At 37.2% G+C, this 23362-nt stretch carries 18 protein-coding genes and 1 pseudogene; 10 read left to right on the top strand and 9 right to left on the bottom strand.

All coding sequences use genetic code 11. From position 1 onward, the window contains the following. Positions 1–375 precede the first annotated feature (375 nt). From O1A01_RS02005 to O1A01_RS01990, 4 genes and pseudogenes are all read left to right on the top strand, one after another. Positions 376–1497 carry an ABC transporter ATP-binding protein gene (locus tag O1A01_RS02005; protein WP_270065447.1) on the top strand — a complete coding sequence of 374 codons (1122 nt, stop codon included), beginning with the start codon at positions 376–378 and terminating at the stop codon, positions 1495–1497. Then, positions 1494–2389 (top strand): annotated as a pseudogene (locus tag O1A01_RS02000) (carbohydrate ABC transporter permease). The gene O1A01_RS02005 and the pseudogene O1A01_RS02000 overlap by 4 nt, the downstream one beginning before the upstream one ends. Positions 2390–2391: 2 nt before the next feature. Next, a complete protein-coding gene (locus O1A01_RS01995; protein ID WP_412766326.1) occupies positions 2392–3201 on the top strand; it encodes a carbohydrate ABC transporter permease in 810 nt (269 codons plus the stop codon). 48 nt (positions 3202–3249) lie between these two features. Beyond that, positions 3250–4647: an ABC transporter substrate-binding protein gene (locus O1A01_RS01990; RefSeq protein ID WP_270065446.1), complete on the top strand. Its 1398-nt coding sequence runs from the start codon at positions 3250–3252 to the stop codon at positions 4645–4647. Positions 4648–4821: 174 nt separating this feature from the next. Here the strand turns inward: O1A01_RS01990 and O1A01_RS01985 are convergent, their stop codons facing one another. Further along, positions 4822–5880: an LLM class flavin-dependent oxidoreductase gene (locus tag O1A01_RS01985; RefSeq protein WP_270065445.1), complete on the bottom strand. Its 1059-nt coding sequence runs from the start codon at positions 5878–5880 to the stop codon at positions 4822–4824. Positions 5881–5897: 17 nt separating this feature from the next. Then, positions 5898–6749 carry a VOC family protein gene (locus tag O1A01_RS01980; protein WP_270065444.1) on the bottom strand — a complete coding sequence of 284 codons (852 nt, stop codon included), beginning with the start codon at positions 6747–6749 and terminating at the stop codon, positions 5898–5900. Between the two features lie 228 nt (positions 6750–6977). Between O1A01_RS01980 and O1A01_RS01975 the strand changes: the two genes are divergently transcribed. The 4 genes from O1A01_RS01975 (at position 6978) to O1A01_RS01960 (ending at position 10047) form a co-directional block, all read left to right on the top strand. Beyond that, entirely contained in the window at positions 6978–7286 is a 309-nt protein-coding gene (locus O1A01_RS01975; RefSeq protein ID WP_066416123.1) for a winged helix-turn-helix transcriptional regulator, read from the top strand. Positions 7287–7397: 111 nt separating this feature from the next. Beyond that, complete coding sequence (locus O1A01_RS01970; protein ID WP_270065443.1) at positions 7398–8153, top strand: IclR family transcriptional regulator; 756 nt, start codon at positions 7398–7400, stop codon at positions 8151–8153. A gap of 161 nt (positions 8154–8314) precedes the next feature. Continuing rightward, positions 8315–8857, top strand: coding sequence for an NADPH-dependent FMN reductase (locus tag O1A01_RS01965; RefSeq protein WP_270065442.1), 543 nt, complete (start codon positions 8315–8317; stop codon positions 8855–8857). A 59-nt stretch (positions 8858–8916) separates the two neighbouring features. Continuing rightward, positions 8917–10047, top strand: a complete 1131-nt coding sequence (locus O1A01_RS01960) for an NADH-dependent flavin oxidoreductase (protein WP_270065441.1) — start codon at positions 8917–8919, stop codon at positions 10045–10047. Positions 10048–10093: 46 nt separating this feature from the next. On the opposite strand, the gene rlmD is transcribed toward O1A01_RS01960, so the two are convergent. The 4 genes from rlmD to O1A01_RS01940 all read right to left on the bottom strand — a co-directional run bounded on the left by rlmD (position 10094) and on the right by O1A01_RS01940 (position 15618). Continuing rightward, positions 10094–11470, bottom strand: coding sequence for a 23S rRNA (uracil(1939)-C(5))-methyltransferase RlmD (gene rlmD / locus O1A01_RS01955; RefSeq protein ID WP_270065440.1), 1377 nt, complete (start codon positions 11468–11470; stop codon positions 10094–10096). Between the two features lie 417 nt (positions 11471–11887). After that, on the bottom strand, positions 11888–12793 hold the full coding sequence (locus O1A01_RS01950; protein ID WP_066416112.1) for a diacylglycerol kinase: 906 nt from the start codon (positions 12791–12793) through the stop codon (positions 11888–11890). A 727-nt stretch (positions 12794–13520) separates the two neighbouring features. Next, positions 13521–15053 carry a flotillin lipid rafts scaffold protein FloT gene (locus O1A01_RS01945; protein ID WP_270065439.1) on the bottom strand — a complete coding sequence of 511 codons (1533 nt, stop codon included), beginning with the start codon at positions 15051–15053 and terminating at the stop codon, positions 13521–13523. Positions 15054–15069: 16 nt separating this feature from the next. Continuing rightward, on the bottom strand, positions 15070–15618 hold the full coding sequence (locus tag O1A01_RS01940) for an NfeD family membrane protein (protein ID WP_270065438.1): 549 nt from the start codon (positions 15616–15618) through the stop codon (positions 15070–15072). Positions 15619–15822: 204 nt separating this feature from the next. Between O1A01_RS01940 and ptsG the strand changes: the two genes are divergently transcribed. Beyond that, on the top strand, positions 15823–17880 hold the full coding sequence (ptsG, locus tag O1A01_RS01935) for a glucose-specific PTS transporter subunit IIBC (RefSeq protein ID WP_084380423.1): 2058 nt from the start codon (positions 15823–15825) through the stop codon (positions 17878–17880). Positions 17881–17920: 40 nt separating this feature from the next. Here ptsG and gatB read toward each other — a convergent pair whose 3' ends face one another. Genes gatB through gatC form a run of 3 tightly spaced genes read right to left on the bottom strand, consistent with a single transcriptional unit; the run spans position 17921 to position 21129 of the window. Further along, entirely contained in the window at positions 17921–19351 is a 1431-nt protein-coding gene (gene gatB, locus O1A01_RS01930; RefSeq protein WP_066416103.1) for an Asp-tRNA(Asn)/Glu-tRNA(Gln) amidotransferase subunit GatB, read from the bottom strand. 13 nt (positions 19352–19364) lie between these two features. Then, positions 19365–20822 (bottom strand): Asp-tRNA(Asn)/Glu-tRNA(Gln) amidotransferase subunit GatA, encoded by a 1458-nt coding sequence (gene gatA, locus O1A01_RS01925; protein ID WP_270065437.1) that lies wholly within the window; start codon positions 20820–20822, stop codon positions 19365–19367. A gap of 16 nt (positions 20823–20838) precedes the next feature. Continuing rightward, positions 20839–21129, bottom strand: a complete 291-nt coding sequence (gene gatC / locus O1A01_RS01920) for an Asp-tRNA(Asn)/Glu-tRNA(Gln) amidotransferase subunit GatC (protein WP_066416096.1) — start codon at positions 21127–21129, stop codon at positions 20839–20841. Between the two features lie 517 nt (positions 21130–21646). Here gatC and putP point away from each other — a divergent pair. After that, the gene (putP, locus tag O1A01_RS01915; RefSeq protein ID WP_066416092.1) at positions 21647–23146 is read left to right on the top strand and encodes a sodium/proline symporter PutP; all 1500 of its coding nucleotides are present in this window, start codon (positions 21647–21649) and stop codon (positions 23144–23146) included. The last annotated feature ends 216 nt before the right edge of the window (positions 23147–23362 follow it).

The following is a 23362-nucleotide window of genomic DNA, read 5'->3' as shown; positions in this document are numbered from 1 at the left end:
CTGTCTGCATAAAACTATTTATAAAACTATAACTTATACAAATTGATTTTTAAACAACATATTTATCAGTTAATAAAGTTTAAACTTTAATTTTTAAGTTAACACAAATTTAACAGAGAGACAACAAATATTCTGAAAAGTGAAAACTAGAAAAAACTTCGGAAAATCAAACATCCCAAGTTTAGGTATATAGTCTTAAGGAAGAAATCTTCTACTGTAATTAGCCTCATACTCTAGTAAAAATTAAGTAAATTTTGTCAATCTACTATGTCCTTATTTATTTAAATGTAAAAGTTTGTCAAGATTCTGTAAATCGTCTCTCTAATTGAAAAAATTATGCTTAAATGTGTTTGTAACGAAGAAAGGGGGCTCTTTATGAGTAAGGTTGAGTTAAGAAACATCTCCAAATCTTATGATAAACAAAAAGATGTATTAAATGGCATCGATTTATGTATAGAAGAAGGTGAGTTTTTTGTACTAGTTGGCCCTTCTGGTTCTGGAAAAAGTACTTTGCTTCGCATGATTGCTGGGCTTGAAGACATTTCCGGAGGGATTTTAAAAATTAACGAAAAAATCGTAAATCATGTCGCTCCAAAAGAACGAGATTTATCGATGGTTTTTCAAAACTACGCACTGTACCCACACTTAACGGTTGAACAAAACATTTTATTTGGACTAAAGGCGAGAAAAGTAGACAAACAAGAACAACAAAAAAGGTTAAAAGAAACTGCTGAAATGCTCGGCCTTACAGAACTGTTAAAACGAAAGCCAAGAGAGCTTTCAGGCGGTCAAAGACAACGTGTTGCACTTGGACGCTCCGTTGTTAGTCATGCACCTCTTTGCTTGATGGACGAACCACTTTCTAATTTAGATGCGAAACTGCGTGCTAATATGCGTGTACAAATCCGAAGATTACAGAAACAGTTAGGCTTGACGATGATATATGTTACGCATGACCAAGTGGAAGCAATGACGATGGGTGACAGAATTATGGTATTAAATGAAGGAAAGATTCAACAAGTTGGCAAGCCTATCACACTATATAATGAGCCTGAAAATTTATTTGTCGCTTCCTTTATTGGCTCACCAAAAATGAACTTAGGGAAAGCTGTTTTTACAGAAGATAAAAAGCAGCTAATTATAGAAAACGAACTTCACCTTTCCATTGATTCTTTGACAACAATCGATTTACCTCAGACAGAAAACTTAGTTGTTGGCATTCGTGCTGAGCATTTGTTACCGGCACAAGGAGACGAAGAACATTGTGTTCATTTAGAAGCGGTTAATGTCGAACAGCTAGGCAATGAAACTTCTATTGCGTTTGACGTTGGGACGGAATTATGGACAGCTAAATGGCCTGGTCAATGGACGATTGAATTTGGCCAAAAAGTTCCTGTGAAGATTTCACCACAATACATATTATTTTTTGATGGAGCTAGTGGGAAGTTACTCCAATCGGCTCAAGTTGGAAAAAGACAAGAGGTTGTAGCGATATGAGTAAGACCAATCCTATAGCGGAAGGAAATGAAGCAATAACCGTTCCATTCGAACAAGCTAACAAACAAAGACGGATAAATAGTTTTATAAAAGGTATTTTATTTTTACTCCCTTCCATTCTATTATTCGGTATTTTTCTGTTTTATCCATTGTTTAAGACCATCTATTTAAGTGCTTTTTTAACAGATGCGAAAGGTGCTACTACAGTTTTTGTAGGTTGGGAAAACTATCAATATATGTTTACAGACCCTATTTTTCTTAAAAGCATTAAAAATACGTTTCTCTTTGTACTATATACAGTTCCAGCTACTGTTTTAATTAGTCTCTTCTTGGCAATAATCTCGAACGAAAAATTAAAAGGTATTGGTTTTTTCCGGACTATTTTTACTTCCACAATGGGAGTGTCCGTTGCGGCTGCTTCTGTATTTTGGTTATACCTGTTCCACCCTTCGGTTGGCTTACAGATCCGAAATGGGCGTTAACCGCGATTGCCATTACAACGATTTGGATGAATATCGGGTTCACGTTTTTAATTCTTTTAGGCGGCCTACAATCTATTGACTCTTCATTGTATGAGAGTGCTGATATTGAAGGTTCGAGTTACTTTTACAAACTGAGAAGAATTACCGTACCGATGCTATCACCGACCTTGTTTTTTGTTATTACTGTTTCGATTATTAATGCGTTCCAAACGTTTGGTCAGATTGATATTTTAACCCAAGGTGGACCAGCAAATGAAACGAATTTAATTGTATATTCCATTTATCGTGAGGCTTTCACTAACTATCAGTTCGGAACCGCCAGTGCCCAAGCAGTTGTGTTATTCGTCTTTATTTTAATAATGACAGCAATACAGTTTAAATTGGGCGAGAGGAGAGTGCATTATCAATGATGATGTCCATTACTAAAAAGGCCATTTTTTATGTATTGCTCATCTTTTCCGCCTTTCTTATAGCTGGCCCAGCGGTTATGGCAATTGGAATGAGCTTTATGACGAACCAAGATATTTTAACTGGAAGTCTACCATCAACATTAACGTTTGATAATTACTCGAAAGCCTTTAGCCAATTTCCATTAGTCCAATATTTATTTAATAGTTTTGTCGTTTCTATCGTCATTACGCTAGGACAACTACTTTTAGCAAGCCTAGCCGCTTATGCTTTTGTTTTTCTAGAATTCAAAGGTAGAGACCTCTTATTCTACCTATTTATCGCTACGATGATGGTACCATTTGAAGCGTCAGTTATTCCAAATTTTCATATTATCCGTGATTTAGGTTGGATTGATACGTATCCTGGTCTAGCTGTTCCATTTTTCGCAACAGCTTTTGGAACCTTTTTATTACGACAAAACTTCAAGCAAATTCCTAAAGAGTTAAAGGAAGCTAGCCAAATTGCAGGTATTGGAGATTTTAAGTTTTATCTTACGGTCGTCCTTCCTGTTTCGAGGACAAGTTTAATCACCTTAGGCATATACGGCTTTTTAACATCTTGGAACATGTACTTATGGCCACTTTTAGCTACAACAAACGATACGGTAAGAACGGTACAAATTGGCTTAAAACAATTGCAAACTCAAGAACAGTTAAATGAATGGGGTGTGATTATGGCAGGTGCTGTCATTGTAATTATCCCTACATTAATCTTACTTTTCTTCGGTCAAAAGAAATTACAATCAGGCTTAACAGAAGGAGCTATTAAATAAGTTCCTTCGTAGCTATACTATTAAACTTTAAAAAAAGGTGGAGAAAAAATGAAAAAAATCATGATGGTTCTAGCTTTAGGTATTGTACTATTATTAGCAGCTTGTTCGGGCGGAGATTCTACGTCTAGTAATAGCACTAATAACAACAACTCTAATTCAAACAGTGGGACAAGCAACTCAAGCACAGACAATAATAATGATAGTGAAAACGAAGAAAAGCAAACTGTGACATTTTGGCATTCGATGGGTGGAGGATTGCAAGAAGCATTAGATAGCCTTGTTGATGAATTTAATGAATCTCAAGACAAAATTCAAGTAAACGCAGAATATCAAGGTTCCTATGACGAATCTTTAACAAAGTTTAATGCGGTAGCAGGAACAAATAGCGCTCCAACAATAATTCAAACGTTTGAAATTGGGACTATGTCGATGATTAACAGTGGGAATATCGTTCCGATACAAGACCTTATTGATGCAGACGGTTATGAGATGAGTGGATTAGAGGAGAATATCATCAATTATTACTCATTAGATGGAAAATTTTACTCGATGCCTTTCAACTCCTCTACGCCAGTAATGTATTACAATAAAGACGCTTTTGAAGCTGCTGGTTTAGATCCCGAAACACCACCAGCAACTTACGAAGCAATCGAAGAAGCGAGTAAAAAAATCGTTGAAGCAAATGATGGCATGAAAGGTTTTGCCCTTCAAGCATATGGCTGGTTGTGGGAACAACTATTAGCAAATCAAGGTGCTCTTCTTTTAAATAATGATAACGGTAGATCAGACACTCCAACTGAAATTGGTTGGACAGAAGAGGAAGGTAAGTCTATTCTTGAATGGGTAAAACGCATGGTAGAAGATGAGACCTTTGCTAATTATGGAACGAATGGCGATAACATGGTTGCAGGATTTTTAGCTGGTGATGTTGCTATGTTTTTACAATCTTCTGCAAGTGCTAGAAACGTTATTGATAATGCACCATTTGAAGTAGGTATTGCGTTCCTTCCACATCCAGAAAACAAAGAGCGTGCAGGTGTTGTTATTGGTGGAGCTAGTCTTTGGTTAATTGATGAAAAACCAGAAGAAGAAACAAAAGCTGCTTGGGAATTCATGAAGTTTTTACAAACTCCAGAAGTTCAAGCTAAATGGCATGTTGGAACAGGTTACTTCGCCATTAATCCAGATGCTTATAACGAAGAAGTAGTGAAAGATGCATGGGCAGAAAAGCCACAATTAAGTGTTACGGTCGAACAGTTGCAAGCAACAAAATCATCGTTTGCAACACAAGGAGCGTTAATGGATATGCTTCCTCAAGGCCGTAAAGTAATGGAGTCTGCGCTTGAAACAATTTATAATGGCGGGGATATTGATGCTACCTATACAGACGCGGTAGCACAATTCAATCGAGCAATTGAGCAAGCAAACAGAGCTCGCGGAAATTAAACATGTGGAAAAGGATCTCACGTCCGATAGTTTATCTTTCTTAAATATATAGATAAAAAGAGCCCGTTTTCTCTGGGCTCTTTCTCTCATATCTGATTAGTAGTCGCTTTTAAGGAAGGCATAGAAGTCAGTATGTTTCTCTTCGTTACAACTTGCTCTTAAATGCGTTTATTTTTAACTTAATGCTCTCTCTAACATTGGCTTAACTTCAATTGCTAACAATTCTATATTTTCTTTTACTTTGTCAAACGGGATTCCGCCAATATCAACTTGGGCTAGAAAACGTGTATGTCCATATAGTTCATGTTGACGAACAATTTTCTCCACCACTTGTTCAGGGCTTCCGACAAACAATGCTGTTTGTGGGCTAGCAGCATACTCAAAGTCTTCTCTTGACATTTTAGTCCCCATACCACGCTGACGATTGACATAGTACCAATAATTAGAGTAATACGGATAAAACTCCTCCTTTGCCTTTTCAGTCGTTTGCGCTAGGAATGTGTGACCTGTTACACCAACATTTAATTGCTCCGATGTATGTCCAGCCTCCAATCCTGCTTGGCGATAAATATCAACGAGTGGCTTAAATCGCAGCGGATCTCCACCTAATATCGCTAGGGCCATACCGAGTCCCAACCTACCAGCACGAGCAGCACTTTCAGGTGTCCCGCCAACTCCAAGCCAAATTGGTAACTGCTTTTGTACTGCCCGAGGCGAGATTTCCGCATCTCTTAACGATGAACGAAACTTTCCATTCCAAGAAACTTTTTTCTTTTCATTTAATTTTAATAGTAAATCCAAGTGCTCACTAAAAAGCTCATTATAATCGTTCGTGTTGTACCCAAAAAGCGGGAAAGATTCAATAAATGCACCACGACCAGCTAAAATTTCGGCACGGCCATCAGAAATTATATCTAAAGTGGCGAAATCCTCGTACAGCCGAACTGGATCAAGTGTACTTAATACACTTGTAGCACTCGTTAATTTAATACGGTTTGTTGCATATGCAATCGCAGATAAAACTACTGCCGGAGAAGAGACAACATAATCCAATCGGTGATGTTCACCTACTCCGAAAACATCAAGGCCCATTTCATCTGCAAGTTTAGCTGCCTCTATTATTTCGCCCATTCTTTGTTTAGCACTTATTGTATTACCTGTATGAGGGTTTGGCCCTAAATCTGCGAGTGTGTATATCCCTACTTCAAAACCATTTTGTTTTATTATAGACAACTGTTTCTCCCCCCTTATTAAACAGCTAACTCAATACGATTTCCAGATGGATCGTAAGTAAAAAGCCTACCTTGTTCTTCTAGTACTGTTACTCCAATACTTTGTAGATTAGCTACTGTTTCCTTTCTAGCTTCTTCATGCGGCAAAACAATGGTATATGATTCCATACCGACACTATTTTCTGGTGGCTTTGGTGCCCCTACTCCATTCCATGTATTTACACCAATATGATGATGATATTTACCAGTTGAAAGGAATAACGCTTGACTACCAAAACGATTCACCACATCGAATCCAAGCCCCTTCACATAAAATTCTTCTGTTTTCTTTAATTCTGCTACGTGTAAGTGAATATGTCCCATTAACGTACGTTCAGGCAACCCTTGCCATGATTGGCCCAGCACTCTATTTTCTAATAATCTCTCAAAATCTAGCGGATCTACTGCCATTGCTACTTCTTCACCATTCCAGTTCCATTCTGAAGGTTCTCTGTCTATATAAATTTCGATTTCATTTCCATCCGGATCATGTAAATATAACGCTTCGCTTACAAGATGATCTGATGAACCGAAACGAACACCTTTTTCTGATAAATGAACAACGATATCGGCTAAATCTTTTTTCTCAGGCAATAGTAGGGCAAAATGATATAACCCTGTAGTTCTTCCCTGTTTTGGAATGACATGTTCAGGTTGTTCCAATGATAAAATATTTGTTCTACCATCTGTAGTAAGTTTTGCTGTTGTCGAAGTTTGTTCTAATATTTGAAACCCAATTATTTCTTGATAAAACTGTAAAGACCTTACTAAATTTTGTACTTTTATGTTGACATGACTAACAAATGTTGTTGGTTTACGATGGAAGTTCATTTTTCACTCCTCCTACCCTTTATTAAAATTGTTTTCTAAATAATTAATAAAAAGAACGTATACAGTCCTAAAATAACTTTCCCTAATTACATTCATGATATGTTTATAATTAAGTTACTTTATGTAACTTAATTTATAATTTAAACTAAATATTGTCAAGTTACTAGTTTTCGTTTTACAATTTAATTAACTTTTGTGTTATTCTATGTATTAAAGAGGTGAATGGAAATGACACAGCCAACAATCTGTCCAAAGTTTGAAAAAGCCATCTCCTTACTAAGTCAAAGATGGACAGCTTTAGTAGTTTATCAATTATTACACGGTAAACAACGCTTTAGTGAAATTCAATCATCTATTGGCATAAGCGGAAAAGTACTATCAGATCGCTTAAAGGAGTTAGAAAAGCAAGATATAGTGAAACGAGAAGTGATTCCTGTGACACCAGTTATTATAGAATACTCTTTAACCGAAAAAGGACTTTCAATGGAACCAATTTTGAGTTCTATCGAAAATTGGTCTCAAGACTGGATGAAATAAGACCGAATAACGTTAATTTATAGAAAAAAGAAGCTGTTTTCCATAATCGATTGATTGGCGGGAAAGCCCTTCCCCCTTTTACTTTTTTAAGTCAGATATTGAGGTGAAACAATGGCACAAAATGAATTATCCACATTAAAAAGAGGGCTTCTCGTATTAGAACTAGTAAAAAAACATGAGGGAATTACTTTAGCAGGAGTGATGAAAGAACTTCACCTAAGTAAGTCTACCGCCTTTCGGTTTTTAACAACGTTAGAAGAAATGAAGTATATTTATAAAATTCAAACGCAATATTTTTTCAATCCTAAAATGTTTAGTGGAGAAGCAGGGGACCGTTCAAGTAAAGATTGGGCTTCGTTACGTTCTATCTATCAAGTAGCGCAAAGCTTACAAATGAGTACGTATTTAGGAAAAGTAGACGGAACGGACCTAGTTATGACTCAAGTGATACATTCCCCATTCCTGAACTCAGCAGACGAAGAAATTGGCAACCGTTCCAAGTTACATCAATCAGCTTTAGGAAAGGTTATATTGGCCCATATGGAAAAAGAGTCGTTAGAATCTTTACTTGGTCAAATGTCGTTGGAACGCGCAACAAAAAATACATTTCAAGATTCACAACTATTTCGTTATCATTTAAAAGCGATTCAGGAAGATGGCTATGCTTTTGATGATGAAGAACGAATCGTTGGTATTCGTTGCGTAGCTTTACCTGTATTTCGCAATAAAAAGGTCATTGCTGCTTTAGCTGTTGCAGCTCCAGCAGACCAAATCTCCCGTACTAATATTAAGCACATTGCCACCAAACTCCATGCAGGTAGTAAAGCCATTACGAAAGAGATAGAAACTATCGAAAGTATTCATTAATCTAAATTTAATTTGGTTTCAAATAATGAAACCCATTCATCATATTTTGATTAAAAAAACTTAAGCATCTATACTTTTTGAAGAACGAGATTCACCCAGTAGTGTTACTCCTAGCGAGTGCACAATAAATCTCAAAAAAAAACATTTGGAGGTTAACATTAATGAAAGTAGTAGCAATTGTAGGAAGTATTCGTAAAGACTCATATAATTTACAACTAGCAAAACATATCCAAAATCGTTATAAGGATCAATTTGAATTGGAGATTTTAGATTTAGGTCCACTTCCAATGTATAACCAAGATATTGAATTAGAGGCTCCACAAGAAGTTCTTAACTTTAAAAAGAAAGTAAAAGAAGCAGACGCTGTTCTATGGGTAACACCTGAATATAACTCTTCTATTCCTGGAGTATTAGGTAATGCAATCGACTGGTTAAGCCGAGTAGAAAAAGTTATGAATGGTAAACCGTCCATTATCATGGGATCTTCTATGGGGATTTTAGGAAGCGTAAAAGCACAAATGCACCTTCGCGACATTCTATTTGCTAGTGGATTAAATTCTCCAGTACTTGGCGGAAACGAAGTTTATGTAGGGGCAGTACATGAAAAGTTTGATGCAGATGGAAACTTAACAGATAACGCTACTATCGCATTTTTAGATGGTGTTATCTCTAACTTCCAAGACTGGATGAAGCAGTACGTATAAAGTGAAGCACCTCTTCAAGCTTTTTGAAGAGGTGTTTTTAAAAAGAGGAGAATAGAAATATGGAGGCAAATTATCAAAAATTATTTCAAGAATATACATTTAAAAGTGGTGTTCATGTTAGAAACCGTTTCATGATGGCGCCGATGACGACTTTTTCTGCAGATGAGAATGACTATGTTTCCGAGGATGAGCTTAACTACTATAAGGAACGTGCTAATGGTGTCGGCACAATCATTACTGCCTGTGCATATGTTTCGAAAGGTGGAAAAGGTTTCGACGGTCAAATGGGTATTGATCATGATGGAACTATTGAAGGACTTTCAAAATTGGCGAAAGTTATCCACGAGGGAGGGGCAAAAGTAGTTGTCCAACTATACCATGGTGGCCGCTTAGCAGTTCCTAGACTACTTCCAAATGGAGAAACGGTTAGTGCAAGTGCTGTTACCCCTCTTGGAGACCGTGGATTTTATAGCGTTGAGCATACACCGAGAGCGTTAACGACAGAAGAAGTTTATGAGATTATTAAAGAGTTTGGTGAAGCAACACGCCGTTCGATCGAAGCCGGATTTGACGGAGTGGAATTGCACGGTGCAACAGGATATTTATTACAGCAGTTTGTCTCACCTCATTCGAATCAACGAAAAGATGAGTTCCAAAATAGATATTTATTTGCAATAAAACTTATTGATGAAGTGAAGCGAGTGATTAGTGAACATGCAACAAAACCGTTTTTAATTGGTTATCGTTTTTCACCCGAAGAGCCAGAAACACCTGGGATTACGATGAGGGAAACGTTCGAGTTGCTAGATGAATTAATGAACGCAAATATTGATTATATTCATATGGCTACAACAGAGGCCTGGGCTCAACCGCGTAGAGGAATTGTTAGTGAAAAATCCCGTACGGAAATAATTGCAGAATACATTAACGGACGCGTGCCATACATTGGTGTTGGAAATATTCATACACCAGCTGAAGCCGCACTTGTATTAGACAAAGGGAAAACAGACTTTGTTTCACTCGGTCGTGCATTAGTCGTTGATCCTCATTGGGTTGAAAAAGTTAAATCTAACAAGGAAGAAACAATTATTCATCACTTAACAGAAAACGACCAACAAAAAGCAGTTATCCCAACACCTTTATGGAAACTCATTTTAGAAGTTCAAGGTTGGTTCCCAGTAGTACGATAAAAGTGGACGAGGTATTCCCTCGTCCACACATTTTCTAGTAATATACCTACATTTTCAACTCTAACTTCGCAACTGCTTCACAATGATTCGTATGTGGGAACATATCTACTGGTTGTATTTCTACCGTCTTATATCCACCGTCTTCTAATACACGTAAGTCACGAGCTAACGTTGCAGGGTTACACGATACATATACAACCTTCTTAGGCTTCATATCGATTATTGTATTCAGCAACGCCTCATCACACCCTTTTCTCGGTGGATCCACAACAATAACGTCAGCTTTAATACCTTGCTTGTACCAGTTTGGAATAACAACTTCCGCTTCTCCCACTTCAAACTCTGCGTTGTCTATCTCATTTAATTCAGCGTTACGGCGGGCATCATCAATAGCTTCTGGGACAATTTCTACTCCGTACACTTTTTTTGCTTTTTGGGCTAGGAATAACGTAATTGTTCCAATCCCACAGTACGCATCCATCACCGTTTCTTCACCAGTTAATTCCGCATAGTTTAACGCTGTATCATATAATACTTTCGTTTGCTCAGGATTTACTTGATAAAAAGAACGTGCCGAAATTGCAAATTTTATGTCGCCGATATAATCGTAAATGTACTCTTCTCCCCAAAGTACCGTTGTCTTATCTCCGAAAATAACGTTCGTTTTCTTTTGATTAACGTTTTGCACAATAGATTTTACCCCAGGTAATGCAGCAACAATCTCCTCAACGATTTTCTTTTTATTCGGTAATTCTTCCGTTCTCGTAATAAGTACAACCATCGTTTCGTTTGTTACAAGTCCGTAGCGAGACATTACATGTCGTAGAGTTCCTTTATGCTTCTTTTCATCGTATGCTCTTACACCGTATTTTTCACAAATAGCTCGAACTGTTTGAACAACTGTATCGTTCGTTTCTTGCTGAATCATGCATTCTTTCATATCGATAATTTCATGGCTTCGCTGTTGATAAAATCCTGCAACAAGTCCACCTTCCCGTTCACCAATCGGAACTTGTACTTTATTTCGATAGCGCCACGGCTCTGCCATTCCAAGCACAGGATGTACAGGAACCCCTTGTAGCTTCCCTATCCGTTCCATCACACCTTGGACCTGCTTTCGCTTCGCCAACAGTTGACCTTCATACGTTAAATGCTGCAGTTGACATCCACCACATTGTTTATAGATCGGGCAAGGAGCATCTACTCGATAGTCACTTTCCTTTTGTAATTCGATTAAACGACCGATAGCATATCCTTTGTTTACTTTTATTATTTTTATTTTTGCCTTTTCATCTGGTAAAGCATTGGACACAAAGATAGGATAGCCATTAATTTTAGCTACCCCAGCTCCATCATGAGTCATATCTTCAAAGGCAACATCATAATATTCATTCTTTTGCACTGGCGGTTTTAATGCATTCATACAGTCTCTTCCTTCTTCCTAAATTGCTTCTCCGATTGTATCATAGCATTAGTATTCCATACCAGTTTTCCATTATCCTAATCCGCATTTCTAACAAATAAATAGGCAATAAATCCGAGCGGTCCTAGTAAAAATACAATTAGCGCCCATAAACACCAATATTTGTTCCTCTTTTATCTCTTGCGTCACTATATACCCAAATGAGTGCAACGATCCCGATTAACCACCATAAGAAAAAAAATATCTCCATGCTTAACCCCTCCTGTTATATATTCTATTCCCCCTTACTATATTTACGAAAAATTCTGATAAAAGTTTCTTTCTAATAAATATTTCATTTTTATTCAACTATCAATTATGTTCTCACAATAAAACACGTTTGCTTGAATGTAAAAAAAATAGAGCTCTTATTAAGCCCTATTCCTTTTCTGCACGTTCTTTTGACACCATAATGTCAAAATGGCGATATAAATTGACGAATTCTCCTGGTAGGAGACCACCATATTCTCCATCTAAATTAAGTTGCATCTTTTCTTTCGTATTTACTTTCACTCGATTTGCTTTCGTATAAATAATGTGCGGATCTTTAATATGTTCACCCCGTAAAGCAAGTGAGGCTACTTTAATAAAGTCTGCTATATTCACCTTTTTTAATATAAGTAAATCAAACATTCCATCGTTTAAGCATGAATCTGGCGCTAGCTTTTCAAAGCCTCCTACCGAATTCGTTAAACTAACGAGGAATAACATAATCTCTCCTTCAAATACTTTACCGTCGTATTCAATACGTACGTCAGATGGACGAATGGAAGGTAGCATTTCTATTCCTTTTAAATAGTATGCTAGCTGCCCTATAACAGTTTTTAACTTACTTGGTACTTCATATGTTAATTCTGTAAGCTTCCCTCCACCGGCAATGTTCACAAAAAACATATCGTTTACTTTTCCGATATCAATTGGCATTGGTACACCGTTGGCAATTACTCTAGCTGCCTCTAAAATATCATCTCTTGGGATATCTAACGCACGAGCAAAATCATTCGTCGTACCTACTGGGATAATGCCAAGCTTTGGCCGATACGATTGCTCTGCAAGTCCATTTACGACCTCATTAATCGTTCCATCCCCACCTGCAGCAACGACTAGGTCGAACTCTCTTTCAGCTGCATGACGAGCAGCCTTCGTCGCATCCCCTGCTTCTGTCGTTGCATGACATGACGTTTCATATCCTGCTTTTTCTAATATTACTAATACTTCAGGCAAATATTTTTTAAAAACTTCTCTACCAGACGTTGGATTGTATATTATTCTGGCACGTTTCATATTAATCAACATCCTTAATTAATTAGTTTAAGGTTTTTTCACAAAGTATAAGGTAAAATTTTCTACCTTTTCATTTACATATTAGCTTAATCTTAATAACGAATCAATTTTTAAGCAAGAAATAGACTATTTACCTAGTTATTCATACATTTTAGCTTTTATAAAACAAAAAACCTTCACATCAGCTGCAAAGGTCTTTTATCCTACTTTTTTCAGTGTAATTTTATTTCCACAACCACATATTGTACTATGCTTTAATTGCTTAATGACTGTTTTACATATTGGGCAAGTTTTGATAGGTTTCATAACGGACTCCTTTATAGTATATTTCGAGGTTTTTTCAAAGAGGATAGAATAGTTGTATAAATTCTATGATAACATTTATTAAAGGAAAATCAATCCCTCTTTATAATTATTTTAAATAAGTAATTAATTTAAAAAGTGACATTTTTCGATAAAACGTGCAAACGACTGTACTTAATTTCTAATATAAAATCAATTGGGTACCACCTTATTACTAGTAACAATCGTTATTTGAGAAAATTTTGGAATAACGTACTTGATTCCAATATACATTTTACACAATAGTACGACTTACTCTGTATAGAATAGAGTACACATCCTGATACCCTATCAATTCCTACGATCTGCTTTCCATTAACATAAACCCCATGTAAAAAAACATTAATAACCCCCAGCTAAAATCAGCTAGGGGTCTATAAATCTATTATTCTTGTTGACTTGACTCTGATTTTGATGATGCAATTTCATCTGTTAGCGCATCGATACTACCGCGTACGTTTGCTTTACCAGAGAAGTTTTCAATTAGTTCTTTTACGTCAATGCCGGAAGAAGCTTTTAGTGATTCTTGCAAAGTAGACATTAAGTTTGTTGCATAACCTGTTACTTTGTTAGCTCCGCCGTTTTCACCGCTGCTGCCAGTATCCACAACTGTAATTTTATCAATGTTGCTAAGTGGGCTTGCGATTTGCTTCGCGTATTCAGGAAGCATTTTGATAATCATGTCTAAAATAGCCGCTTGACCGAATTGCTCGAATGCTTCTGCAATCTTTTCTTTCGCTTCTGCTTCTGCTAAACCTTTCAGACGGATAACTTCTGCTTCTGCTTCCCCTTGTGCTCTTTCCGCATCTGCTTTTGCAACACCATCGATACGAACTTTTTCCGCTTCCGCTTTTGCCATTGCCTCGATACGGTATTTGTTCGCATCTGCCTCTGCCATTTGACGAGCTTTTTCCGCTGCTGCTGCTTGCTCAACAGAGTAACGGTCTGCATCGGCTTTTTTCTTCACTTCGGAGTCATATTGGCGCTCACGACGTAAAATTTCTTTCTCTTCTAACTCAATTTGTTTTTGACGCTCAATAATTTGAATTTGCATTTGATGCTCTGTAACTTCTTGTCGCGCTCTCGCTTCCTCTAGATGGTACGCTTGGTCAGCACGAGCTTTTGCGATATCTTGTTCACGACGATATTCCGCTACTTTTAATTGATTCACTTTTTCTGCTTCCGCAATTTCTGTTGCGCGCTCTAGTTCCGCACGTTGCGCATCTTTTGCCGCTTCCGCACGTTTAATACGTGTTTCTTTGTCCGCCTCTGCAGTCGCAATGTCTGCATCACGCTTTACTTGTGCAATACGCGGTCTACCTAGTGACTCTAAATAGCCGTTATTATCACGAACATCTTTAATCGTGAAGGAAACGATAATAAGACCCATTTTCGCTAAATCTTGAGATGCAACACGTTGTACTTCTTGCGAGAACTTCTCACGGTTTTTATAAATTTCTTCTACTGTCATGGATCCGAGAATAGAGCGTAAATGACCTTCTAATACTTCACGAGCTTCATTCTCTAAATCTTCTTTTCTTTTTCCTAAAAATTGTTCCGCTGCTGTCGCGATATCACCGATAGAGTTTCCAATTTTAATAATTGCCGTTCCATCCGCCATTACCGGAACACCTTGTTCAGTATAAACTTCTGGTGTTTTTACATCTAATTTAATAGATAGTAAGCTTAACGGCTCCGCTTGTTGGAAAACAGGTACGATAAACGCACCGCCACCGCGCACAATTTTAATTTTGTTACCAGCTTCATCGACATGCACATTTTTTCCACCTAAGTAGCTACCAGTTACGATTAATGCTTCATCTGGTCCTACTGTTTTGTAACGTGCTACAAATACACCAATAAGAGCTAAGACTAAAAAGACTACAATACCAATAATAATTGCCATTTCTCCTAACATTAAAATACCTCCCCGTTTACTGTTGATTTTTTTCGATAAATTCATTATATGGAGTAACGAAAACTACTCCTTTCTTTACATCGATAATAAGCACTTCTGTCTCGTAGGCAATTTCTTCATTATAATAGCTTTGCGCGGAACGAGAAACAGTACTACCACCGATCGTTAACACAATTTCACCGAACCCGTCTCTAGGGATCGAAATAATTACTTTTGCTACTTTTCCTTTTAAATCCTCATCAGAGTAACCGAGCGATGTTTCTGCTGACTTTAATGGGACTAAAACGAACAAGTATAAAAGTGCCACTGCTAATAGTGAAAATAGAGAAGAGATAATTAGTGCAACGACGCTTTCCACACCGAAAAATTTCTCTAAAATATATCCACTTGCAGAAAAAATGGTAAAAAAGGATAAAATGACAGTCGGGTTCAGTGGCCCTGCGTCTACCACATCAAATATCCCATCCAATACATCACCTAACAAAATATAAAGAAGTGTTAGGCAACCAAAAATGACCAAACCCCATAAATAAAGCGTCATCATATCTACTCCAAATAACGTCATACGCATCTTCCTCTACATCAGTTTGATTACATCCTTACACCCTACTTTCCTTATTATACTAAAGCTGTTAAAAAATTTAATATATTCTTTTACTTTTTATACGATTTTGTTGCAACTAAGTTTCATTCTTTCAAAAAATAATTTCATAAAGAACATATGATTGGGAATTTTAATAAGAAATTAGAACGTTAGGAGGAAATCGCTTTGAAGAGGATTTTTGGTGTTTTACAAAAAGTAGGGAAAGCGTTAATGCTTCCTGTTGCGCTCCTTCCAGCTGCAGGTATTCTTTTAGCGCTAGGTAATGCGTTACGGCAAGAAAACCTTCTAGAATTAGCTCCTTTTCTCGGTGCTAGTTGGATTCAACGAGTTGCCGAAGTAATGGATGCATCAGGAGGGGTCGTTTTTGATAACCTCCCTGTATTGTTCGCTGTTGGAGTCGCTGTCGGGCTTGCTGGTGGCGAAGGGGTTGCTGCCTTGGCTGCCATTATCGGTTACTTAATAATGAACGCGACGATGGGTGTCGTAATTGGTGTAACCGATGCGATGATTGACGACCCCGCATATGCAAACGTACTAGGGGTTAATACATTACAAACTGGCGTTTTCGGAGGTATTATCGTCGGGATTCTCGGTGCATATATGTACAATAAATTCTATAATATTGAACTCCCATCGTATTTAGGCTTTTTTGCTGGGAAACGATTTGTACCAATTGTAACTGCTGCCTCTGCGCTAATTTTAGGATTACTTATGACTTTTCTATGGCCACCAATCCAAATTGGCTTAAACACATTATCTGAAAGTATGATTCATACTAACTTAACTCTTTCTGCTTTCATATTCGGTGTTATTGAACGGGCCCTAATTCCTTTCGGCTTACATCATATTTTTTATTCACCGTTTTGGTTTGAATTTGGTTCGTATACAAATGAAGCTGGCAATATCATTCGTGGAGATCAACGTATCTTTTTTGAGCAAATACGCGAAGGCTCTCAATTAACAGCAGGAACGTTTATGACAGGTAAGTTCCCGTTCATGATGTTCGGTCTACCTGCCGCAGCACTTGCAATATACCATGAAGCGCGTCCTGAAAAGAAGAAAGTTGTTGGTGGAATAATGGCGTCTGCTGCTCTTACGTCCTTCTTAACAGGAATAACAGAGCCTATAGAGTTCTCCTTCCTTTTCGTTGCACCAATATTATTTGCGATTCATACCGTTTTTGCTGGTTTATCGTTTATGGTAATGCATATTTTGAACGTGAAAATTGGGATGACATTCTCTGGTGGAGTGATAGACTACATTTTGTTCGGTATTGTGCCAAACAGAACAGATTGGTGGCTAGTGATACCGGTTGGTTTAGTATTTTCACTCATTTACTATTTTGGGTTCCGCTTTGCTATACGGAAGTTTAATTTAGCAACACCTGGTAGAGAAGATGTAAGTGAAGACGATGATGGTGGCACTCCTGCTACAGCTGGTGAACTGCCACATAATGTGCTAGATGCGATGGGTGGAAAAGAGAATATCGCCCATTTAGATGCTTGTATTACGCGGCTAAGAGTATCCGTCAACGATATTGGCCAAGTAGATAAAAATCGACTAAAAAAACTCGGCGCTGCTGGAGTACTGGAAGTTGGTAACAATATTCAAGCTATTTTTGGTCCTAAGTCTGATACGTTAAAATCGCAAATGAAAGATATTATGGATGGAAAAACTCCACGTCCAGCGAAAACTGTACCAGAAAGAGAAGTAGAACAACAAATTGAAGAAATAAATCCAGATGCTTTACAAACCGATTCTGCTGAAGAAGATTTTATTTCTCCGATTGCAGGTGAAATAATGCCGTTAGAAGAAGTACCAGATCAAGTGTTTTCTCAAAAGTTAATGGGAGATGGGTTTGCTATTTTACCAAGTGAAGGTACAGTTGTTTCTCCTGTTGACGGTAAAATCGTTAATTTATTCCCAACGAAGCACGCAATTGGTATTTTATCGAACAGTGGTCATGAAATACTCATTCATATCGGAATTGATACTGTTAATTTAAAAGGAGAAGGGTTTGAAGCATTTGTTGCACAAGGGGACACTGTTTCAAAAGGTCAACAACTTGTAAAGTTCGACCTTTCTTTCGTAAAGCAAAATGCCCCTTCTATTTTAACACCTATTATTTTTACAAATTTAGAGGATAATGAAGGCTTAAAAGTAAAAAAACATGGAGCTGTCTCATTGAAAGAAGAAAGTATTTTATCGATAACAAAAGGATAAAAAAAGCACCGTTCCAATTTTGGTTCGGTGCTTTTTTTATTTAACGTTTTTGTATTTCTTCTAACAATAATTTATTTACAAGTGGTGGATTCGCTTGACCTTTCGTCGCCTTCATAATTTGTCCAACTAAGAAGCCAACTGCACGGTCCTTACCATTTTTGTAGTCTTCAATCGATTGTTGGTTCGCATCTAAAATTTCTGTTACGATTTTACGAAGCGTGCCTTCGTCAGAAATTTGCACGAGTCCTTTATCTTTTACAATCTTTTCTGCGTCTCCGCCTTTTTCAATTAACTCTTTGAATACTTTCTTCGCAATTTTACTAGAAATCGTTCCATTTTGAAGAAGCTTAATCATACCAGCTAATCCTTCTGGTGTTAGAGCCGTTTCTTCTAATTCTTTTTGCTCAGCATTTAAGTAGGCCGATACTTCACCCATCAACCAGTTTGATGCTAATTTCGCATCTGCACCAGTATGAACTGTCGCATCAAAGAAATCAGACATTTCCTTCGAAAGTGTTAATACGTGCGCATCGTACGCTGGTAGCCCTAATTCTTCTACGTAGCGCTTTTTACGTACGTCCGGTAATGCTGGGATAGAAGCACGCACTCTTTCTTTCCATTCGTCATCAATATGTAATGCAACTAAATCTGGTTCTGGGAAGTAACGATAATCGTCAGAGCCTTCTTTTACACGCATTAATATTGTTTGTTTAGAAGATTCGTCATATCGTCGAGTTTCTTGCTGAATAATTCCACCTGACAGTAATACTTTTTCTTGACGTTTTTCTTCGAATTCTAAACCTTTTTGAACAAAGTTGAAGGAGTTTAAGTTCTTCAGCTCTGTTTTCGTACCAAACTTCTCCTGTCCAACAGGACGTAATGAAATATTGGCATCACAACGAAGGGAACCTTCCTCCATCTTACAATCAGATACACCTGTATATTGGATGATGGATTTTAATTTTTCTAAGTACGCATAAGCCTCTTCTGGCGTACGCATATCTGGTTCTGATACGATTTCAATTAACGGTGTTCCTTGGCGGTTAAAGTCAACAAGTGAATAACCATCTCCACTATGCATTAATTTACCAGCATCTTCTTCTAAATGAAGACGAGTGATTCCGATGCGTTTTTTCTTACCATTTACTTCGATTTCAATCCAACCATTTTCACCAATTGGCTTATCGAATTGAGAGATTTGGTAAGCTTTCGGGTTGTCTGGATAGAAATAGTTTTTACGGTCAAATTTCGTATCTGTAGCGACTTCACAGTTTAACGCCATTGCAGCTTTCATTGCGAACTCAACTGCTTGTTTATTTAATACAGGTAGTACACCAGGGTAACCTAAATCAATAACACTTGTTTGTGTATTTGGATCTGCACCGAATTCCGTTGGGCTTGCAGAAAATATTTTTGATTTTGTTTTTAACTCTACGTGTACTTCAAGTCCAATAATCGTTTCAAAGTTCATCTTGTCTCACCCCTTACAATTGTGGTTTTTGTTTATGATGGTCTGTTGCTTGCTCGAATGCATGGGCAACACGGTAAATTGTACTTTCATCAAAGTGTTTTCCGATAATTTGTAATCCAACCGGTAAGCCGTTCACAAATCCACCTGGTACAGAAATAGCCGGTACTCCCGCTAAGTTAACTGGAATGGTTAAAATATCGTTTGCGTACATTGTTAACGGATCGTTCACTTTTTCTCCTACTTTAAATGCGGGAGTTGGAGTTGTTGGTCCAACGATCACATCGTAGTTTTCAAACACTTTTTCAAAGTCTTCTTTAATTAATGTTCTTACTTTTTGAGCTTTAATATAGTAAGCATCGTAGTAACCAGAGCTTAATGCAAACGTTCCTAACATAATACGACGTTTTACTTCTGGTCCAAAACCTTCACTACGAGTTTGCTTGTACATATCGATTAAATTTTTCGCATTGTCCGTACGGTAACCGTAACGAACACCGTCGAAGCGTGCTAAGTTAGCTGAAGCTTCAGACGAAGAAAGTAAATAATACGTTGCAAGCGCATATTTTGAATGAGGTAATGATACTTCATCCCACGTTGCACCTTGAGCTTCCAACACTTTTAACGCATCTATTACAGATTGACGAACTTCTTCGCTAACCCCTTCACCTAAGTACTCTTTTGGTACGGCAATTTTTAATCCTTGAACATCTCCAGTTAAGCTAGAAAGAAAATCTGGAACCTCTGCATTCGCTGAAGTGGAATCCATTGGGTCTAATCCTGAAATAGCTTGTAATAGGTAGGCATTATCTTCTACTGTTCTTGTAATCGGACCAATTTGATCTAGTGATGAAGCAAAAGCAACTAGTCCATAACGTGATACACGACCGTATGTAGGCTTTAATCCAACTACTCCACAAAACGCTGCTGGTTGACGAATTGAACCACCTGTATCAGAGCCTAGGGAGAAAAATACTTCACCCGCCGCTACAGCAGCAGCAGAACCACCACTTGACCCACCTGGCACTCTATCTAAATCCCACGGGTTACGAGTTGCTGCAAACGCTGAGTTTTCGTTTGAAGAACCCATTGCAAACTCATCCATGTTTAATTTACCAATTGTAACTGTTTGGGCAGCTTGTAGTTTTTGTACAACTGTTGCATCGTAAATCGGATCAAAGTTCCCAAGGATTTTGCTCGCACAAGTAGTACGAATACCTTTCGTTACGATGTTATCTTTTACACCAATTGGAAGTCCGAACAATAATCCATGTTCTTTCTCTACCCCAATTGTTTCATCTAATTGTTTTGCATATGCACGTGCATTTTCTTCATCTAATGTTAAGAACGCTTGAACTTTATCGTCTACATTGTGAATTTGTTTATAAGACGCATCCACTAAGTCCGAAACGCTAATTTCTTTCTTATGTAAAAGACTATGTAGTTCTGATAGCTTTTTGTCGAATAAAGACACTTTATTTCCCTCCTTACTATTCTAATATAGATGGAACGCGTACTTGTCCATCTTTATGGTCTGGTGCATTTTTCAATACTTCCTCGACTGGAAGACCTTTTGCCGGAACATCTTCACGCAACACATTTTTCATATGTAAAACGTGTGTTGTTGGCTGAACATTTTCAGTATCGAGTTCATTTAATTGCTCAGCAAACGTAATAATAGAATCTAACTGATTTGTGAATAATTCTGCTTCTTCTTCCGTTATCGCAAGACGCGCTAAGTGAGCTACGTGCTTTACTTGATCTTTTGAAATACGGGACATTTCTTTCACCTCCGTAAAATTTCGGACTTGCACAATATACTTATAATACTAAACTTTTACTACCTACTTCAAGCTACAGTTGTTCTACAATAATATAGAAAGAAAAAGATTTGTGAAATAGGTCGTTAACTCAATGAATAATTTACGTTTATTTGAAAATTTTGTCGATACGTTCATACTAAATCACATTAATCAAATTTGAATTTACCTACTCTGCTTTCATCTATATAATAATTCAAACAAAAACAGATAATCATATAAAAATAAAAAATGCATAGGATACTAAAACAAGGCGAATTAGCATGTCTGATTTTTCTGAATAGTTTTACTTTAGAAAAAATACAATTCAGCTTTAACCTTATAATGGCAACGGTTTACAAGCCGTTGACTATGTTACAAATATGTTTCATCGCCTTGAATTATTGGGAATAGTTTGTTAGGTTAAGTAACCGTAAGCATTTGTATTTTTTTCAGAAAGGGAGAATGCTAGAAAAATAGAAAAATAGGAGTGATTTTGATGGAAACGGGAACGATTATCGCGTTAGCATTGTATTTTATCGGGATGCTAGCGATCGGACTTTACGCTTATAAGAAGTCGACCGATGATTTATCAGGGTACATGCTTGGAGGACGAAGGCTTGGACCTGGTGTAACAGCATTGTCAGCTGGGGCATCAGATATGAGTGGTTGGATGTTAATGGGATTACCAGGTGCGATGTATGCATCCGGAATGTCAGAAATATGGATTGCAATTGGTTTAACGATTGGTGCATATTTAAACTATATTTTAGTTGCACCTCGCTTACGTACTTATACGGAAGTAGCTAATGATTCTATTACAATTCCAGACTTTTTAGAAAACAGGTTTTTTGATAACACTAGAATTCTTCGCCTAGTTTCAGGTATTGTTATTATTATTTTCTTTACCCTTTACACCTCTTCAGGATTAGTATCTGGTGGTACGTTATTTGAAAGTGCATTTAATATGGATTATAAAGTAGGTTTATTTGTAACTGCAGCTGTAGTTGTTTCCTACACATTATTTGGTGGTTTCTTAGCAGTTAGTTTAACGGACTTTGTCCAAGGTTGTATTATGTTCGTCGCTTTAGTGTTAGTCCCTATTGTTGCGTTTACTAGTTTAGGGGGCCCAACACCAACCTTCGAGGAAATCCGTAGTATCGATCCAAACCTTATGAACTTATTTGCTGGTACATCTGTTTTAGGTATTATTTCGTTACTAGCATGGGGGCTTGGTTATTTCGGTCAACCACACATTATCGTCCGCTTTATGGCGATTAAATCAGTTAGTGATTTAAAAGCTGCGCGTCGTATCGGAATGGGTTGGATGATCGTAGCAATTATCGGTGCGTTAGTAACTGGTTTAGTAGGTATCGCTTATACTTCTCAAAACAATATTCAAATTGAAAATAGTGAGACGATTTTCATCGTACTATCACAAGTTTTATTCCATCCTATTATCGGTGGGTTTTTATTAGCCGCTATTTTAGCAGCAATTATGAGTACTATTTCTTCTCAGCTACTTGTCACATCAAGTGCGTTAACAGAAGACTTTTATAAAACATTCATAAAACGTAGTGCTTCTGAAAAAGAACTTGTATTTATCGGGCGTTTATCGGTATTTATCGTTGCAGTTGTAGCAATTCTTTTATCACTTACACCAAACGATACGATACTGAACTTAGTAGGTAACGCTTGGGCAGGATTTGGTGCTGCTTTCGGTCCAGTAATTTTATTAAGTTTATTCTGGAAACGAATGAACCGTTGGGGAGCACTTGCTGGGATGCTTGTTGGTGCAATCACCGTTCTTTTCTGGATTTACTTCCCAGTAGAATTTAATGGTCAAACGTTAAGTGGTTGGGTGTATGAAATTATCCCAGGTTTCATTCTAAGTACAATTGCTATTATACTAGTTAGTTATATTACTAACTTCCCACGCCAAAAAGTGCAGGATGGCTTTGAAGAAATGAAAGAAACATTAGATGAAGAAACAAAGTAATATAGTTAAGCAAGAGGATCAGAGCTAGCTCTGATCCTCTTTTTTTTACTAGAATTCAAAAAATTTACATATTTCATAAAATACAAAAATTCTCATTGCCATCGTTGAAGTTACAAACTACAATGTAATAAATATAGAAAGCTTATTTTCTCACTATAAACATATACATTAGTATACGATATTAATCGTAAATACGAAAAGATTGGAGTGATTAGG

The sequence above is a fragment of the Sutcliffiella sp. NC1 genome, assembly GCF_027594365.1.
Taxonomy (GTDB): Bacteria; Bacillota; Bacilli; order Bacillales; family Bacillaceae_I; genus Sutcliffiella; species Sutcliffiella cohnii.
Note: the sequence above shows the minus strand (reverse complement) of the source record. Positions and strands in the feature narration are given on the sequence as shown.

Coding starts and splice junctions, on each gene's coding strand:
- O1A01_RS02005 (WP_270065447.1), top strand. CDS start 376: ATGAGTAAGGTTGAGTTAAGAAACATCTCCAAATCTTATGATAAACAA.
- O1A01_RS01995 (WP_412766326.1), top strand. CDS start 2,392: ATGTCCATTACTAAAAAGGCCATTTTTTATGTATTGCTCATCTTTTCC.
- O1A01_RS01990 (WP_270065446.1), top strand. CDS start 3,250: ATGAAAAAAATCATGATGGTTCTAGCTTTAGGTATTGTACTATTATTA.
- O1A01_RS01980 (WP_270065444.1), bottom strand. CDS start 6,749: ATGAACTTCCATCGTAAACCAACAACATTTGTTAGTCATGTCAACATA.
- O1A01_RS01975 (WP_066416123.1), top strand. CDS start 6,978: ATGACACAGCCAACAATCTGTCCAAAGTTTGAAAAAGCCATCTCCTTA.
- O1A01_RS01970 (WP_270065443.1), top strand. CDS start 7,398: ATGGCACAAAATGAATTATCCACATTAAAAAGAGGGCTTCTCGTATTA.
- O1A01_RS01965 (WP_270065442.1), top strand. CDS start 8,315: ATGAAAGTAGTAGCAATTGTAGGAAGTATTCGTAAAGACTCATATAAT.
- O1A01_RS01960 (WP_270065441.1), top strand. CDS start 8,917: ATGGAGGCAAATTATCAAAAATTATTTCAAGAATATACATTTAAAAGT.
- rlmD (WP_270065440.1), bottom strand. CDS start 11,470: ATGAATGCATTAAAACCGCCAGTGCAAAAGAATGAATATTATGATGTT.
- O1A01_RS01950 (WP_066416112.1), bottom strand. CDS start 12,793: ATGAAACGTGCCAGAATAATATACAATCCAACGTCTGGTAGAGAAGTT.
- O1A01_RS01945 (WP_270065439.1), bottom strand. CDS start 15,053: ATGTTAGGAGAAATGGCAATTATTATTGGTATTGTAGTCTTTTTAGTC.
- O1A01_RS01940 (WP_270065438.1), bottom strand. CDS start 15,618: ATGACGTTATTTGGAGTAGATATGATGACGCTTTATTTATGGGGTTTG.
- gatB (WP_066416103.1), bottom strand. CDS start 19,351: ATGAACTTTGAAACGATTATTGGACTTGAAGTACACGTAGAGTTAAAA.
- gatC (WP_066416096.1), bottom strand. CDS start 21,129: ATGTCCCGTATTTCAAAAGATCAAGTAAAGCACGTAGCTCACTTAGCG.
- putP (WP_066416092.1), top strand. CDS start 21,647: ATGGAAACGGGAACGATTATCGCGTTAGCATTGTATTTTATCGGGATG.